We start from the raw sequence: 16,092 nt of genomic DNA, 5'->3' as shown, positions 1-16,092 counted from the left end.
AGAGGTGGATCTCGAAGCCGTACGCAGCTTTGTCGCCGTCGCCGAGGAAGGGCAGTTCCAGGTGGCCGCGCAGGAGCTGGGCGTCAGCCAGCAGGCCGTCTCCAAGCGGATCGCGGCGCTGGAGGCGGAGCTCGGCGTGCGGCTGTTCACGCGGGTGCCGCGCGGCGCCCGGCCGACCCTGGACGGACAGGCCTTCCTGCCGCACGCCAAGGCCGTCCTGCGCGCCCTGGACCGGGCCACCGCGTCCGTGCGGCCGGGGCGGCGCCCGCTGCGCGTCGACGTGATGGGCACCCGTGCCATGACCGCCGGGCTGGTCCAGGACTTCCACCGCGACCACCCGCAGCTCCCGCTCGACATCGTGGCCCTCGGCGCCGCCGGGAAGACCGTCCTCGCCGCGGTCCGCGAGGGGAGCGTCGACGCCGCGTTCTGGGCCCGCCGGGTCCCCGAGGACCAGCTGCCGCCCGGCGTGCGCAGCACCCGCGTCGCCGACGAACCCATCCTGCTGGTCACCGGCCCCGGCCACCCGCTCGCGGACGCCCGCACCGTCACCCCGGCCGCGCTCGCCGGGCACCGGATCTGGATGCCGAGCCTGACCCCGGGCACGGAATGGACCGCGTACTACGAGGCGCTGGCGGCGGAGTTCGGCCTGTCCATCGACGCGGCCGGGCCGAACTTCGGCACCGACCACCTGTTGCAGGCGGTGGCGGAATCGGCGGACGTCGCCACGTTCATGGGCCCGCGCACCCCGCTCGCCTACCCGGCCGGACTCGACCTGCGGACCGTCCCCGTCCACCGGCCCACCCCCGTCTACCCGCACTCCCTGCTGTGGCGGGACGACAACCCGCACCCGGGGCTCACGGCCCTGCGCTCGCACCTGCTGCGGGCGTACGGCGGGCCGCGCCGGGCGGCCGGCACGTGGGTGCCGGCCTGGGCCCGCTGAACCGCCGCCCGGCGCGGGGCAACGCGCGCGAGGCGGCCGTCACTCCACCGGGGGCTGCGGCGCCCGCCGCCTGCGGACCCGGCGCATCCGGAACAGCGCGGCCAGCACGATGAGCACGACCCCCGCCGCCACCACGGAGATCGCGCCCGTCGACACCGACGTGACGTCCACCTCGAACGTCATCGGCTCGCCCCACGGCTTGCCGTCGCTGCGGGTGTAGAGGCGGGCGGTGATCCGCGCCTTGCCGTTGGCCTTCGCCGTCACGTCGATGGGCGTGGTGTGGCTCGCCGAGCCCGCCGCCTCCACCGGCAGCTTCGTGTCGTCGACCTTGAGCCGTTCCGTGTCGCTGGAGGAGACGCGCAGTTCCAGGCCCGCGACCGGCTGTTGCAGGCCGTTGTCGACCGTGACCGGCACGGTGGAGTCGCCGGAGGTGAGGGTCAGGGTGGTCTTCTGGACGAGGCGCAGCGACTCCACGGACGTCGTCAGGAAGCCGGACGTGCGCCGCTGGAAGGCCTTCTGCGCCGCGTCGTCCTGCGCGCGCCAGGCCGTGGAGAGCGCCCGCGCCATCGCCGCGTGCACGGACGCGGTGGTCCCCTTCGGGTCGGCGAGCACCTTCACCAGGGTGGCGAGCCGGTCCAGGTCGTCGGCGACGGCGCCGAGCTGCGCCGCGGTGAGGTCGTCGGCGCGCAGGCCGGACGGGTACGCCGCGGGCGCCGCCGCCCGGCCCTCCACCGGGTCGTCGTCGGCGTTGCGGAGCCCTTCGAGGTCGAGCCAGCCGTCGTCGGCGCCGGAGTCGAGGGCGGCCTTGAGGGCGTTCGCCGCCGTCCCGGACAGGTCGCGCGGCGGGACGACGACCGGCCGGGCGTTCTTCTTGAGGAGGCCGGTGAGGCGCTTGACCGCGGCGGGGTCGGGGGTGTCGTCCGCCTCGTCACCGCTCGCGGAGGCGGACGGGCTCGCTGAGGCGGACGGACTTCCGGAGGTGGACGGGCTCGCGCCGGGACTCGTACCCGTACCCGTACCCGTACCGGGTCCGGTGCTGCCGTCGATGCCGGGCGTCGTGCTCGTCGTCGCGGACGGGAAGGGGGAGGGCGACAGGGACGGGGACCGGGAGGCCTCCGGGTCCGGGCCTGGGTCCTGGATACGGGCCAGGGCGGTCGTGATGCCGGGGTCGTAGGGGAGGGCGGTGACCTTTCCGTCGTCGCCGCTGTCGTCGTCATCAGCCTTGTCGGTGGCGTCGGCCTTGTCGGTGGCGTTCGTGGCGTCGGTGTCGGCGTCGTCGGCCCGGGCCTGCTGGTGTGCCGCGGCCGGCGCGCCTGCTCGGGGCGCGTCGGCTCCGTCGGGCACGCGGCCTGCTGGGCCTGCGCCGCCGTGGTCGTGGGCCCGGTCCGCTCCGCCCGGGTCGTCCGCCGGGCCCGCCTTCTCGTCGTCGCCGCTCCCGGTACCGCCGCTCGCGGCGCTCGGGCCGCTGCTCGTGCCGGTGCCGGTGTCGTCGCCCACGCCCGGGCCTGCGTCCGTGCCCGTGTCGAGGGTGACCGGGGCCTTGCCCGCCGGGGTGAGGCCCTCGCCCGAGGTGAGGAGCCGGTCCACCCCCAACTCCGTACCCAGTTGGGTGATCGCCGTGTCGAGCGCCCCGTCCGCCGGCCAGCCCACGCCGGTCCGCGTCCCGGTGCCGAGCGCCCGGTCGACCTGCTCCTTCGCGTCGGCCGCGAGCCCCGCGACGACCTCGGTCAGCGCGGCGCTGTCCGGGCCCGGATGCCGGGCGAGGGAGGCCAGGTCCGTGTCCGCGTACGGCAGCAGCCACACGTCACGGCCCTTGACGGCCTCCCGCAGCGCGGCCAGCCAGGCGCGCGCGGCGCTCTGCCCGGTGCCGCGCGTGCTGTCCTGCGGGTTGCTGGAACCGGTGCTGTCCGCGAGGCGGTACCCGTCCGCCATGGCCTGCGCCGAGAGCACCAGGTCCGGGTCGAGGACCCAGCTGACCTCGCGGCCCTTGCCCGCGTCGACGACCTCGCGCAGCCGCCCGCCCGCCGCGAACAGGCCCGCGAGGGTGTCGTCGTCGAAGACGGCCTGCGCGCTCGCGCCCGAGCCGAGGGCCGCCGCCGTCTCGTGCGGGGTCGTCATGACCGGCCAGACGACGGCCGCGTGGACCTTGTCGGCGTCGGCGTCGGCATCGGAATCGGTATCCGCGGCGGTGCCGGCGGCGGTGTCGGCGTCCGCGCGCGCTTCCGTGCCGGCCTCGGCCTCGGCCTCCGCATCCGCCTCGGTCTCCGTCTCGGTGTCCACGTCCGGCGCCGGGGCCGTGACCGCGTCCTTGGCCGCGAACGCGTCCGGGGCTCCGGCCCGCGCCTGTGCCGTCGGCAGGGCCGCGGCCCCGAGCACCGCGGCGGACACGACCCAGGCCCGCGCCGTCCCGTATCTCGTCATGCCGTCCCGTACCTCCCGCTTGCCGTCACCTCGGACCGGGGTGACACCGTGGTGCCGAGGTAACACCGCGCGCGCGGCAGCTTCGCGGACCGGACGCGGCGGCGGCGCGTCGGCCGGGGCCCGCGCCGGAGCGCCGTCAGCCCTCCGTCGCCTCCAGGACGGCGCCGATCCTGAGCAGGTTCCCGTCCGGGTCGACGAGCGCGAACTCCCGCATCCCGTACACCGTGTCGTCCGGCTCCACGAGGCGCGGCGTCGCGTACGGGTCCTCGCTCAGGCCCGTCGCCAGCCACTCCGCGTGCAGCGCGTCCACGACGTGCGCGCCGCCGTCGAGCCGCAGGTACACGGCGTGCGCGGTGGTCAGCGGGTCGGTGTCGGGGGCGTGGAAGAAGTGCAGTTCGGCCTCGTCCCGGACGAGGATCAGATACCCGTCGTCGGGGTGGTGGTCCCCCGCGGCGAAGCCGAGCCGCGCGTAGAAGGAGACCGTCGCCGCCAGGTCGCGGCCCGGCATGATCGGGGCGAGGCGGCCGGTGAGGGGGGTACGGGACATCGGCGCTCCAGGGGCGTCGGCGGGGGAGCCGATGTCGCCCGATAGAGTGCGGCTCCCTTGACTACACGTAACCCTCCCGAGCATGACGCACCGCGTACGAGGTACCAGGCAGTGACTCCGACGATCCCCGCGCCGCCCCAGGTGACCGTCGTCGGGATCGGCGCCGACGGCTGGCCCGGACTGCCCGAGGGGTCCCGCGCCGCCCTGCGGGCCGCCGGGACCGTCATCGGCGGGCCCCGCCAGCTCGCGCTGCTGCCGGACGAGGAGTGCGCCGCGGAACGGGTGGCGTGGCCCTCACCGCTGCGGCCCGCCGTGCCCGGCCTGCTCGCCCGGTACGCCGGCCGCCGCCTCGCCGTCCTGGCCAGCGGCGACCCGCTCTTCTACGGGATCGGGCGGACCCTGATCGAGACCGCCGGCGCCGGCGCCGTCCGCGTGCTGCCGCACCCGTCCTCCCTCTCCTACGCCTGCGCGCGGCTCGGCTGGCCCGTCGAGGAGACCGAGACCGTCACCCTGGTGGGCCGCCCCGCCGACCGGCTCGCCGCCGCCCTGCACGACGGGCGCCGGGTCCTCGTCCTGTCGGCGGGCGCCGCGACCCCCGCCGAGGTGGCCGCGCTGCTCACCGACCGCGGCTACGGACCCAGCCGGCTGACCGTCCTGGAACAGCTGGGCACCGAGGCCGAAGCGGCGTACGACGGTGCCGCCGCGACGTGGGACCACGGGCCCGCCGACCCCCTGAACGTGATCGCGGTCGACTGCCGCCGCGACCCCGGCGCGCTGCGGCTCGGCGCGGTGCCCGGCCTGCCGGACGCCGCGTACGAGAACGACGGGCAGCTCACCAAGCGGCACGTGCGGGCCGCGACCCTCGCCGCGCTCGCCCCCGCCCCCGGTGAACTCCTGTGGGACGTGGGCGGCGGCTCCGGCTCCATCGGCGTCGAATGGCTGCGCACCCACCCCTCGTGCCGGGCGTACGCCGTCGAACGCGATCCGGAGCGGGCCGCGCGCATCGGGCGCAACGCGGCCCGGCTCGGGGTGCCGCAGCTGACCGTCGTGACCGGCCCGGCGCCGGACGCGCTCGCCGGACTGCCCACGCCCGACGCGGTCTTCGTCGGTGGCGGGCTCACCGCCCCTGGTCTCCTCGACCGGTGCTGGGCGGCGCTGCCCGCGGGCGGGCGGCTCGTCGCCAACACCGTGACGCTGGAGTCCGAGGCGCTGCTCGCCGACTGGTACCGGCGCCACGGCGGCGACCTCGTGAAACTGGCCGTCGCGCACGCCGTGCCGGTCGGCGGCTTCACCGGGTGGCGGCAGGCGATGCCGGTCACGCAGTGGTCGGTGACCAAGACCGCGGCAGCCGTGGCAGCGGCGGCAGCCGCGGAAGACTCCGGACTCTAGAGGCGGGACAGCCATGACCGTGTACTTCATCGGGGCGGGCCCCGGCGCCGCCGACCTCATCACGGTGCGCGGCGCGCGCACCCTCGCCGCGTGCCAGGTGTGCCTGTACGCGGGCTCGCTCGTGCCCCGCGAACTCCTCGCCGAGTGCCCGCCGGACGCGCGGCTCGTCGACACCGCGCAGCTCGATCTCGACGCCATCGAGGCGGAGTTGGTCGCGGCCCATGCCGCCGGGCACGACGTGGCGCGGTTGCACTCGGGCGACCCGTCCGTGTTTAGCGCCGTCGCCGAGCAGATGCGGCGGCTCGACGCGGCGGGCATCCCGTACGAGGTGGTGCCCGGGGTACCGGCGTTCGCGGCGGCCGCGGCGGCGCTGAAGCGGGAGCTGACCGTGCCGACGGTCGGGCAGACGGTCATCCTGACCCGGGTCGCGCAGCAGGCCACGCCCATGCCGGCGGGGGAGGATCTGGCGACGCTCGGGGCGAGCGGGGCGCTGCTCGTGCTGCACCTCGGCGCCCGCTATGTCGACCGGATCGTGGGTGAGTTGCTGCCGCATTACGGGGCCGGGTGCCCGGCGGCGGTCGTGGCGTACGCCAGCCGGCCCGAGGAGGTGGTGTTGCGGGGGACGCTCGGGGACATCGCGGAGCGGGTGGCAGCGGCCGGGGTGCTGCGTACGGCGGTGATTTTGGTGGGGCGGACGCTTGGGGCGGAGCAGTTCCGTGACAGTCACCTCTACTCGTCGGAACGCGACCGGCACGCGTGCTGAGCCCGGGGCGCCGGAGGGGCTGATTTCACTCGTCTGCCCGCCCGGTGGGGGCGGGCCGCGCAGTTCCCCGCGCCCCTGAGTATCTGCCGGGCTGGTCCTCGTGGTGCGTGCGGCTCGCGTCGTGGCTGGTCGCGCAGTTCCCCGCGCCCCCGGAGCATGCGGCTCCGCCGCAGCCCCATGGGCGCCCGACGAGAGGCCGCACGAAGTGCGCCTCTCAGGGGCGCGGGGAACTGCGCGAGAACCCCCACCGGACCGGCAGCCGAAAACGGGGCGCACGCAGTGCGCCTCTCAGGGGCGCGGGGAACGGCGCGAGAACCCCCACCGGACCGGCAGCCGAAAACGGGGCGCACGCAGTGCGCCTCTCAGGGGCGCGGGGAACGGCGCGAGAACCCCCACCGGACCGGCGGCCGAAAACGGGGGCGCGCGGAGTGCGCCTTTCAGGGGCGCGGGGAACTGCGCGACCAGCCCCCGCCGGGCCGCGGCCGAGTAACTGCTCAGCTCCGGCCCACAATCGCCCCGGCCCGGTCAATGCAGAGGACATCCACCGCGACGGGCGCCTCCCGCAGGACGAGCTGGGCCTGGCGACAAGCCTCCGCCGCCACCAGATCACCGAGCGGAACCCCCGCCCCCGCACAGAGCTGCAACGCCGCCAACCCCGTATTCGCGGCGGCGATGGACGCCGCCAACTCCGGCCCCGCCCCACCCCGCACCGCAAGCTCCGCCAGAAACCCCTTGTCCACCTGCGACCGCCCCGAGTGCAGGTCGAGATGGCCCGCCGCCAGCTTCGACAGCTTCGCGAACCCCCCGCACAGCGTGAGCCGCTCCACCGGATGCCGCCGGACGTACTTCAGGACGGCCCCCGCGAAGTCCCCCATGTCCAGCAGGGCGTCCTCCGGCAACCCGTACTCCCGCACCACGGTCCGCTCCGACGTGGACCCCGTGCACCCGGCGACATGGGTCCGGCCCGCCGCCCGCGCCACATCCACCCCGCGCCGGATCGAGTCGATCCACGCCGAGCAGGAGTACGGCACGACGATCCCGGTGGTGCCGAGGACGGAGAGCCCGCCGAGGATGCCGAGCCGCGGGTTCCACGTGGAGCGGGCGATCTCCTCGCCGTGGTCGATGGAGAGGGTGACCTCCACGTCGCCGCCCCCGCCGCACTCCGCCGCGACCCGCGCCACATGCTCCCGGATCATCTGCCGCGGCACCGGGTTGATCGCGGGCTCCCCGACGTCGAGCGGCAGTCCTGGCCGGGTGACGGTGCCGACACCGGGACCCGCCCGGAAGACGACGCCGGACCCGGCGGGCAGCAGCCGCACCGTGGCCCGTACCAGCGCCCCGTGCGTCACGTCCGGGTCGTCGCCCGCGTCCTTCACCACGCCCGCCGTCGCCGACCCCGCGTCATGCGCCTCCACGGCGAGCGCGAACGCGGGCGTCTGCCCCTTCGGCAGCGTGATCGTCACCGGGTCCGGGAAGCGACCGGTCAGCAGCGCCGTGTACGCGGCGGTCGTCGCGGCCGTCGCGCAGGCCCCCGTGGTCCAGCCGGGCCGCAGACCGGTGTGCTTGAGTTGGGCGCCGCGCCCGCCCTTCGCCTCCGGCACGTCACTCATGGAGCCCCCCGATGCATCCCACGCCTCCGCCGCCCGCGCCGCAGCCGCCGCCGGGGCCGCTCCCGGCGCACGTGCTCGTCCTGGGCGGCACCACGGAGGCCCGGCGGCTCGCCGAGACGCTCGGCACCCACCCCGGGCTGCGCCTGACCAGCTCGCTCGCGGGCCGGGTCGCCGCGCCCCGGCTGCCGCCGGGCGAGGTGCGGATCGGCGGGTTCGGCGGCACGGCGGGGCTCACCGCATGGCTGCGCGAACACGCCGTGGACGCGGTCATCGACGCCACGCATCCCTTCGCCGAGACGATCAGTTCCCATGCGGCCGAGGCGGCCGCCACCACCCATGTTCCCCTGCTGGCGCTGCGCCGGCCCTCCTGGGTCCCGGGTGACGGCGACGACTGGCGGGAGGTCACCTCACTGGCGCAGGCGGCACGGGCCCTGCCGGGGGCGGGCCGCCGGGTCTTCCTGACCACCGGGCGGCTCGGTCTCGCCACGTTCGCCCCCGTCGACGACGCGTTCTTCCTGGTCCGCACGGTCGACGCCCCGCAGCCGCCCGTCCCGCGCTCCATGGAGCTGCTGCTCGACCGGGGCCCCTTCACCCTGGAGGGGGAGCGCGCGCTCATCGCCCGGCACCGCATCGACGTCCTGGTCACCAAGGACAGCGGCGGCGCCGCGACCGCCCCGAAGCTGACGGCGGCCCGGGAGGCGGGCATCCCGGTGATCGTCGTACGCCGCCCGCCCGCCCCCGGCGGCGTGCCGGTGGCGACCACCGTCGAGGCGGCCGCCACCTGGGCCCGGGCCTTCGCCGCCCCGGCCGCCGGATAGCCGGGCTCAGTCCTGCCCCGCCCGGCCTTCCGGATAGCGGCGGGGCGTCCACGTCACCGTGCGCCCGTCTCCCCGTACGACCGCCTGCGTCTGCGAGGACCCCACGATCAGCAGCGTGCGCATGTCCACGACGGCCGGGTCGAGATCGGCCAGCCGGACCGTGCGGACGCTCTCCTCGGGGCCGCCGACGTCCCGGGCGAGCACGACCGGGGTGTCGGGCAGGCGCAGCTCCAGCAGGAGCTCGCGGGCCTTGCCGACCTGCCAGGTGCGGCTGCGCGAACCGGGGTTGTAGAGGGCCAGCACCAGATCGGCCGCCGCCGCCGTGCGCAGCCGCTCCGCGATCACCTCCCACGGCTTGAGCCGGTCGGAGAGCGAGATCGTGGCGTAGTCGTGGCCGAGCGGGGCCCCGGCCTTCGCCGCCGCCGCGTTGGCGGCGGTCACCCCCGGCAGCACGCGCACCGGCACATCGGCGTACGTCTCCTGCGCGGCGACCTCCAGGACGGCCGTGGCCATCGCGAAGACGCCCGGGTCGCCGCCGGAGACGACGGCCACGCGCCGCCCGCGCCGGGCCAGGTCGAGCGCGAACTCGGCCCGCTCGGACTCCACCTTGTTGTCCGAACCGTGCCGGCGCTGCCCCGGCCGCTCCGGCACCCGGTCGAGGTAGGTGGTGTAGCCGACGAGGTCGTCGGCGTTGGCGAGGGCGCCGCGCGACTCGGGCGTCAGCCACGGCGCACCCGCGGGCCCGGTCCCGACGACCACGACCTCCCCGCGACCCGCAACGACGACCGATGCGACGGCCTCGGCGGCCCCGGCGGTCCCGGTGGCCCCGGTGGTCCCGGTGGTCCCGGTGGTCCCGGTGGCCTCCGCGGCCTCGGTGTCGGCCGGCTCGGTGTCCGTGCGGTCGATCCGCGAGGGCAGGACCGCGACCGAGAAGTACGGGACGGACTCCGGGGCGATCCCGGCGAGTGGGCCGGTGCGCTCACCGGGCATGAAGGCCCGCTCGACGTAGCGCGCGTCGTCGAGCCGGCCCGCACTCTCCAGCGCCGCCCGGACCTTGGTGAACGTACGGCCCAGCTTCATCACCACCGCGGAGTCCGCCGCGGCGAGCCGCGCGGTCAGCTCGTCCGCGGGCAGCGTCCCCGGGATGACGGTCAGCGTCTCCTTGTCCTCGCACAACGCCTCCCCGAGCCGGGCCGCCGCCGCGCTGACGGAGGTGACACCGGGGATGACCGTGGTGTCGTAGCGGTGCGCGAGCCGCTTGTGCATGTGCTGGTAGGAGCCGTAGAAGAACGGGTCGCCCTCCGCGAGCACCGCGACCGTGCGCCCCGCGTCGAGGTGCGCGGCGAGCGTGGCGGCGGCCTCGGCGTAGAAGTCGTCGAGCGCGCCGCGGTACCCGCCGGGGTGGTCCGTCGTCTCGACGGTGAGCGGATACATCAGCCGCTCCTCGATCTGCCCGTCCCGGATGTGCTCCGCGGCGATCGAGCGGGCGATGGACCGGCCGTGCCGGGCGCAGTGGTACGCGATGACGTCGGCGCCGGCGATGGCGCGCACGGCGGCGACGGTCATCAGCTCCGGGTCGCCGGGCCCGAGCCCGACCCCGTACAGCTTCCCGGTGGTGGTGGGGGAGTCGCTCATGCCTGGATCTCCACCTCGGTCGCTATGGCGTTGAGCGCGGCGGCGGTGATGGCGCTGCCGCCCCGGCGCCCGCGCACGATCAGGTACTCCAGGCCGAACTCGTTCGCGGCGAGCGCGTCCTTGGACTCCGCCGCCCCGACGAACCCGACCGGGATGCCGAGCACCGCGGCGGGCCGCGGCGCGCCCTTGCCGATCATCTCCAGGAGGTGGAAGAGGGCGGTCGGCGCGTTGCCGATGGCGACGACGGCGCCGTCCAGCCGGTCCCGCCACAGCTCCAGGGCCGCGGCGCTGCGCGTCGTGCCCAACTCGGCCGCGAGCGCCGGGACTTCCGGCTCGTTCAGCGTGCAGAGGACCTCGTTGTCGGCGGGCAGCCGCTTGCGGGTGACGCCGCTGGCGACCATCCGCGCGTCGCACAGGATCGGCGCCCCGCCGCGCAGGGCCGCCCGCGCCTTCGCCACGACACCGGCGGAGTGGCCGATGTCCCGGACGAGATCCACCTGACCACAGGCGTGGATCATGCGGACCGCCGCCTGGGCGACGTCGGCGGGCAGCTCCGCGAGGCCGGCTGCCGCCTCGGCGCGGATGGTGGCGAAGGACTCGCGGTAGATCGCGGCGCCGTCCTTCTCGTAGTCATACACGGGGTTCGGCTCTTTCGGTCGTGACGGCGTACGTGCCGTCGGGGCGGGCCACGACGTCGACGTAGGGTCCGGCCGGGTGACCGCAGCGGCGCTCACAGCCGGACCAGTAGGTGGGCAGGTGCGGGTGCTGGGCCGTCGCGTCGGCCCGCACGTCCGCGTGGGCCTTCGCGCAGCCGGGGCGGCCGATGCAGGCGCCGACGCGGGTCCAGGGGGACGCGGGGTCGGTCTCCAGGCCCGTGCGGGTCAGCTCCGCTGCCTGTGCTGTTGTGGCGCCGGGGATGACGATGTCCTTCCAGGGGGTCAGGCGGAGTTCTCCTGGGGGGAGTTGGGCGGCCAGGTCGGTGAGGGCCTGCCACTGTGCGGCGGTGACCGCGCCGAACCGGGGGGTCACGGTGAGGGCCCCCGCACCCTGTCCGGCCGCGCCGGCTTCTGCGGACGGCCCGTCGAATTCAGCGCCCTCTGGGGGCAGCGGCGTTCGAGCGGACGGCCCGTCGAATTCAGCCCCTCCGGCGATTGAGGAGCGGGGTCCGGGGCGGAGCCCCGTGGCCTTCGCACCGTTGCCGGTGGCGTGCTGATCGGCCCGTGCGACGCCGTCGTGGCTGGTCGCGCAGTTCCCCGCGCCCCTGGCAGGGCTGGTCTCGATGCCGCCCTCTGTGAGCGCCGCGTGCAGGCGAGTGGTCAACTCCGGCGCGGGCAGGCCCAGTTCTCGGACCCGCCAGACCCGTCGGGCAGGGACGTCGCGCGCGGCCTCGACGAAGACCTCCGCCGCGAGAACCGCGGCCCGCGCCGCGTCCTCGTACCGCACCCCGAACTCCGCCCCGCCGACCACGAGCACCGCGGAACCGTCCGGGCAGCCGCGCAGCAGCACGTCCGGGCCGAGACCGGCCACGTCCCCGCGGCCGTCGTCGAGCCCGAAGAGGAACCGGCCGGACAGCGCGGGCGTCACGGAACTCGCCAGCACCGCCGCGTCGAGCCCGGTCAGCCAGGCCCGTACGTCCACGGACCCGAGACCGTCGAGCCCGGACATCGGCGAAGCCACCACGTTGCGGACCCGCTCGTGCGCGGGCGACGGCAGCAGCCCGGCCGCGCCGAGCAGCTCCGCGAGCTCCCCGCCGCACCCGTCCCGCACCCCGCGCAGCTGCACGTTCCCCCGCGAGGTGAGGTGCAGCGAGCCGTCGCCGAGCCGGCGGGCCGCGTCACTTAGCGCCCGCGCCCCGGCCGCGTCGAGCACCCCGCCGGGGATGCGGACCCGCGCCAGGAAACCGTCGTCCGCCGCGTGCAGCCGCAGCGCGCCGGGACACGCGTCGCCCCGGAACGTACCGGGCGTTCCGGACGTGTCGGGGCCGACGGGTATGGGGGAGGCGGGCATGCGACGGAGCATACCCACCGGGTGTGACCGGCTTCCCGTACCAGGTCATGCCCCCGACCCGTACGATGACCGCGGCGGTCCTGTCCGGCCCGCCACCATCGCCAGCGACGGCGACAGGGGAGGAAGCCCGGTGCGATTCCGGCGCGGTCCCGCCACTGTGAGCCCTCTCATACGCAGAGGGTGAGCCAGGAACTCCCGCCGTCAGAACCCACCCGGGGCGCGGACACCCCGAGGAAGGCCAGCCGACGCATGCCCCAGCAGCCCTCACGGCCCGCGCAGCTCCTGCTCCTGTCGACGTCCGACACCGACCTGCTCAGCGCCCGCGCGGCGAACACCGCGGCCGGCGCCCCGGTCACGTACCGCTTCGCGAACCCCTCCCGGATCGACGTGGCGAGCGAGCTGGACGCGCTGCTCGACGGGGTCGCCCTCGTCGTCGTCCGCCTGCTCGGCGGGGTCCGCGCCTGGCAGGACGGCATCGACCGGCTGACCGCCGCCGGTCTCCCGCTGGTCGTGCTCAGCGGTGAACAGGCCCCGGACGCCCAGCTGATGGCGGCCTCCACCGTCCCCGTCGGCATCGCCGCCGAGGCCCACGCCTACCTGGCGCACGGCGGTCCCGCCAACCTCGCCCAGCTGGCGGCGTTCCTCTCCGACACGGTCCTGCTGACCGGCCACGGCTTCGAGCCCCCGGCCTCCGCGCCGACCTGGGGCCCCCTGGAGCGCACGCCGTCGCAGACCGCGGGGCCGACCGTCGCCGTGCTCTACTACCGCGCCCACCACATGAGCGGCAACACCGCCTTCGTCGGCGCCCTGTGCGACGCGATCGAGCGCGCCGGAGCCCGCCCGCTGCCGCTCTACGTGGCCTCGCTGCGCGCCCCCGAACCGGAGTTGATCGACGCGCTGCGCCCCGCCGACGCCATCGTCACCACCGTCCTCGCGGCGGGCGGCACCCGCCCCGCCGAGGCGAGCGCGGGCGGCGACGACGAGGCATGGGACGCGGGCGCCCTCACCGGCCTCGACGTGACGATCCTCCAGGCCCTGTGCCTGACCTCGTCCCGCGCGGACTGGGCGGCCAACGACGAGGGCGTCTCGCCGCTGGACGCCGCGAGCCAGATCGCGGTACCGGAGTTCGACGGGCGCCTCATCACCGTCCCGTTCTCCTTCAAGGAGATCGACGAGGACGGCCTGCCCGCCTACGTCGCCGACCCCGAGCGCGCCGCCCGCGTCGCCGGGATCGCCGTCCGCCACGCCCGCCTGCGCCACATCCCCGCCGCGGACAAGAAGCTGGCCCTCGTCCTGTCCGCGTACCCGACCAAGCACTCCCGGATCGGCAACGCGGTCGGCCTGGACACCCCCGCCTCCGCGATCGTCCTGCTCAAGCGGCTCATCGCCGAGGGCTACGACTTCGGGGACACCGCCGAGATCCCCGGTTTCGCCTCCGGTGACGGCGACGAGCTGATCCGCGCGCTCATCGACGCGGGCGGCCACGACCAGGAATGGCTGACCGAGGAGCAGCTCGCCCGCAACCCCGTCCGCATCCCGGCCGCCGACTACCGGCGCTGGTACGTGACGCTGCCGCAGGAACTGCGCGACGCCGTCGAGCGGCACTGGGGCCCGCCGCCCGGCGAGATGTTCCTCGACCGCTCCCGCAACCCCGAGGGCGACATCGTGCTGGCGGCCCTGCGCCGCGGCAACCTGCTCGTCCTCATCCAGCCGCCGCGCGGCTTCGGCGAGAACCCGATCGCGATCTACCACGACCCGGATCTGCCGCCCTCGCACCACTACTTGGCGGCCTACCGCTGGATCGCCGCCTCCGCCGACGACGGAGGTTTCGGCGCCGACGCGATGATCCACCTCGGCAAGCACGGCAACCTGGAGTGGCTGCCCGGCAAGAACGCGGGCCTGTCCGCCGCCTGCGCCCCCGACGCGGCCCTCGGCGACCTGCCGCTGGTCTACCCGTTCCTGGTCAACGACCCAGGCGAGGGCACCCAGGCCAAGCGGCGCGTCCACGCCACCCTCATCGACCACCTGGTGCCGCCGATGGCGCGCGCCGACTCCTACGGCGACATCGCCCGCCTGGAACAACTCCTCGACGAGTACGCCCAGATCAGCTCGATGGACCCGGCGAAGCTGCCCGCGATCCGCGCCCAGATCTGGACCCTGATCCAGGCCGCGAAGCTCGACCACGACCTCGGCCTGGAGGCCCGGCCCGACGACGACGGCTTCGACGACTTCCTGCTCCACGTCGACGGCTGGCTCTGCGAGGTCAAGGACGCGCAGATCCGCGACGGCCTGCACGTCCTCGGCCGGGCGCCGGCCGGCGCCGATCGCGTCAACCTCGTCCTCGCCATCCTGCGCGCCCGCCAGATCTGGGGCGGCACGCAGGCCCTGCCGGGCCTGCGCGAAGCACTGGGCCTGGACGAGTCGAAGGCGACCCGCACCGACGCCGACGAGGCGGAGTCGGTGGCGCGCTCCCTGGTTGAAGCCATGGAGGCGGTGGACTGGGACCCCGCCCAGGTGGGTACCACCTTGGGCAATCTGCCGCCTGGGGCGGCAGGGTGGGCAAGGCGGCAGACCCCGGGCACGGATGAAACAGGCGCCCAGGACAGCCCCGTGCACCAGATCCTCACCTTCGCCGCCAAGGAAGTGGTCCCCCGCCTCGACGCGACCACCGCCGAACTCGACAACTCCGTACGCGCGTTGGAAGGCCGCTTCGTCCCGGCAGGCCCGTCCGGCTCCCCCCTCCGCGGCCTGGTCAACGTCCTCCCGACCGGCCGCAACTTCTACTCCGTCGACCCCAAGGCGGTCCCGTCCCGCCTCGCCTGGGAGACGGGCCAGGCCCTGGCCGACTCCCTCATCGAGCGCTACAGGACGGACAACGACGGCCGGTACCCCACCTCCGTGGGCCTCTCCCTCTGGGGCACGAGCGCGATGCGCACCGCGGGCGACGACATCGCGGAGGCCCTCGCCCTGCTGGGCGTCCGCCCGGTCTGGGACGACGCCTCCCGCCGCGTGACGAGCCTCGAAGCGATCCCGTACGAGCAGCTGAACCGCCCCCGCATCGACGTCACCCTGCGCATCTCCGGCTTCTTCCGCGACGCGTTCCCGCACACCATCGGCCTGCTCGACGACGCGGTCCGCCTCGCCGCCTCCCTCGACGAACCGGCCGAGCACAACCACGTCCGCGCCCACACCCAGGCCGACCTCGCCGAGCACGGCGACGAGCGCCGCGCCACCACCCGCATCTTCGGCTCCCGGCCGGGCACGTACGGCGCGGGCATCCTCCAGCTGATCGACTCCAAGGACTGGCGCACGGACGCGGACCTCGCCGAGGTCTACACGGTGTGGGGCGGCTACGCCTACGGCCGCGGCCTGGACGGCACGTCGGCCCGCGCGGAGATGGAGACGGCGTACAAGCGCATCGCGGTCGCGGCGAAGAACACCGACACCCGCGAGCACGACATCGCCGACTCCGACGACTACTTCCAGTACCACGGCGGCATGGTGGCGACCGTCCGCGCCCTGCGCGGCACCGCCCCCGAGGCGTACATCGGCGACTCGACCCGGCCGGAGACGGTCCGCACCCGCACGCTCGTCGAGGAGACGTCCCGCGTCTTCCGCGCCCGCGTCGTCAACCCCAAGTGGATCGAGGCGATGCGCCGCCACGGCTACAAGGGCGCCTTCGAGCTCGCCGCGACGGTCGACTACCTCTTCGGCTACGACGCCACGACCGGCGTCATCGCCGACTGGATGTACGACAAGCTCACGCAGACGTACGTCCTGGACGAGACGAACCGCCAGTTCCTCTCCGAGGCCAACCCCTGGGCCCTGCACGGCATCGCCGAACGCCTCCTGGAGGCCGAGTCCCGCGGCCTGTGGGAGAAGCCGGACCCCCAGACCCTGGAGGCCCTGCGCCAGGTCTACCTGGAGACGGAAGGCGACCTGGAATCGGACGAGTAGAGCTC

Annotated in this window: 11 protein-coding genes and 1 riboswitch; of the genes, 5 read left to right on the top strand and 6 right to left on the bottom strand. The window is 75.3% G+C overall.

Going from position 1 to position 16,092, the window contains the following annotated elements; translation table 11 throughout:
- Nucleotides 1–4 precede the first annotated feature (4 nt).
- A complete protein-coding gene (locus ACIBW6_RS15580; RefSeq protein WP_399059843.1) occupies nt 5–940 on the top strand; it encodes a LysR family transcriptional regulator in 936 nt (311 codons plus the stop codon).
- A gap of 39 nt (nt 941–979) precedes the next feature.
- On the opposite strand, the gene ACIBW6_RS15575 is transcribed toward ACIBW6_RS15580, so the two are convergent.
- Nucleotides 980–3,361 carry a hypothetical protein gene (locus tag ACIBW6_RS15575; RefSeq protein WP_399059842.1) on the bottom strand — a complete coding sequence of 794 codons (2,382 nt, stop codon included), beginning with the start codon at nt 3,359–3,361 and terminating at the stop codon, nt 980–982.
- Between the two features lie 136 nt (nt 3,362–3,497).
- Nucleotides 3,498–3,908, bottom strand: coding sequence for a bleomycin resistance protein (locus ACIBW6_RS15570; protein ID WP_399059841.1), 411 nt, complete (start codon nt 3,906–3,908; stop codon nt 3,498–3,500).
- 111 nt (nt 3,909–4,019) lie between these two features.
- On the opposite strand from ACIBW6_RS15570, the gene cbiE reads away from it, so the two are divergent.
- Both cbiE and cobM read left to right on the top strand, forming a co-directional pair.
- Nucleotides 4,020–5,297 carry a precorrin-6y C5,15-methyltransferase (decarboxylating) subunit CbiE gene (gene cbiE, locus ACIBW6_RS15565; RefSeq protein ID WP_399059840.1) on the top strand — a complete coding sequence of 426 codons (1,278 nt, stop codon included), beginning with the start codon at nt 4,020–4,022 and terminating at the stop codon, nt 5,295–5,297.
- Between the two features lie 13 nt (nt 5,298–5,310).
- Nucleotides 5,311–6,060, top strand: coding sequence for a precorrin-4 C(11)-methyltransferase (gene cobM / locus ACIBW6_RS15560; RefSeq protein WP_399059839.1), 750 nt, complete (start codon nt 5,311–5,313; stop codon nt 6,058–6,060).
- A gap of 494 nt (nt 6,061–6,554) precedes the next feature.
- Here cobM and ACIBW6_RS15555 read toward each other — a convergent pair whose 3' ends face one another.
- Nucleotides 6,555–7,670 carry a cobalt-precorrin-5B (C(1))-methyltransferase gene (locus ACIBW6_RS15555; protein ID WP_399059838.1) on the bottom strand — a complete coding sequence of 372 codons (1,116 nt, stop codon included), beginning with the start codon at nt 7,668–7,670 and terminating at the stop codon, nt 6,555–6,557.
- 11 nt (nt 7,671–7,681) lie between these two features.
- On the opposite strand from ACIBW6_RS15555, the gene ACIBW6_RS15550 reads away from it, so the two are divergent.
- Complete coding sequence (locus ACIBW6_RS15550; protein WP_399059837.1) at nt 7,682–8,488, top strand: cobalt-precorrin-6A reductase; 807 nt, start codon at nt 7,682–7,684, stop codon at nt 8,486–8,488.
- A gap of 6 nt (nt 8,489–8,494) precedes the next feature.
- Here the strand turns inward: ACIBW6_RS15550 and ACIBW6_RS15545 are convergent, their stop codons facing one another.
- The 3 genes from ACIBW6_RS15545 to ACIBW6_RS15535 are packed head-to-tail and all read right to left on the bottom strand — an operon-like array spanning nt 8,495 to nt 12,130.
- Nucleotides 8,495–10,123, bottom strand: coding sequence for a precorrin-2 C(20)-methyltransferase (locus tag ACIBW6_RS15545; protein WP_399059835.1), 1,629 nt, complete (start codon nt 10,121–10,123; stop codon nt 8,495–8,497).
- A complete protein-coding gene (locus tag ACIBW6_RS15540) occupies nt 10,120–10,761 on the bottom strand; it encodes a precorrin-8X methylmutase (RefSeq protein WP_399059834.1) in 642 nt (213 codons plus the stop codon). The genes ACIBW6_RS15545 and ACIBW6_RS15540 overlap by 4 nt, the downstream gene beginning before the upstream one ends.
- On the bottom strand, nt 10,754–12,130 hold the full coding sequence (locus tag ACIBW6_RS15535; protein ID WP_399059833.1) for a cobalamin biosynthesis protein CobG: 1,377 nt from the start codon (nt 12,128–12,130) through the stop codon (nt 10,754–10,756). Before ACIBW6_RS15535 ends, ACIBW6_RS15540 begins: the two co-directional genes overlap by 8 nt.
- Before the next feature lie 91 nt (nt 12,131–12,221).
- Nucleotides 12,222–12,348, top strand: a riboswitch (cobalamin riboswitch).
- Nucleotides 12,349–12,379: 31 nt separating this feature from the next.
- On the opposite strand from ACIBW6_RS15535, the gene cobN reads away from it, so the two are divergent.
- On the top strand, nt 12,380–16,087 hold the full coding sequence (gene cobN / locus ACIBW6_RS15530) for a cobaltochelatase subunit CobN (RefSeq protein ID WP_399059832.1): 3,708 nt from the start codon (nt 12,380–12,382) through the stop codon (nt 16,085–16,087).
- The last annotated feature ends 5 nt before the right edge of the window (nt 16,088–16,092 follow it).

It is taken from the genome of Streptomyces sp. NPDC049813, assembly GCF_044465085.1.
In the GTDB taxonomy this organism is placed as follows: Bacteria; Actinomycetota; Actinomycetes; order Streptomycetales; family Streptomycetaceae; genus Streptomyces.
This window is presented reverse-complemented; position numbering and strand designations above follow the sequence as displayed.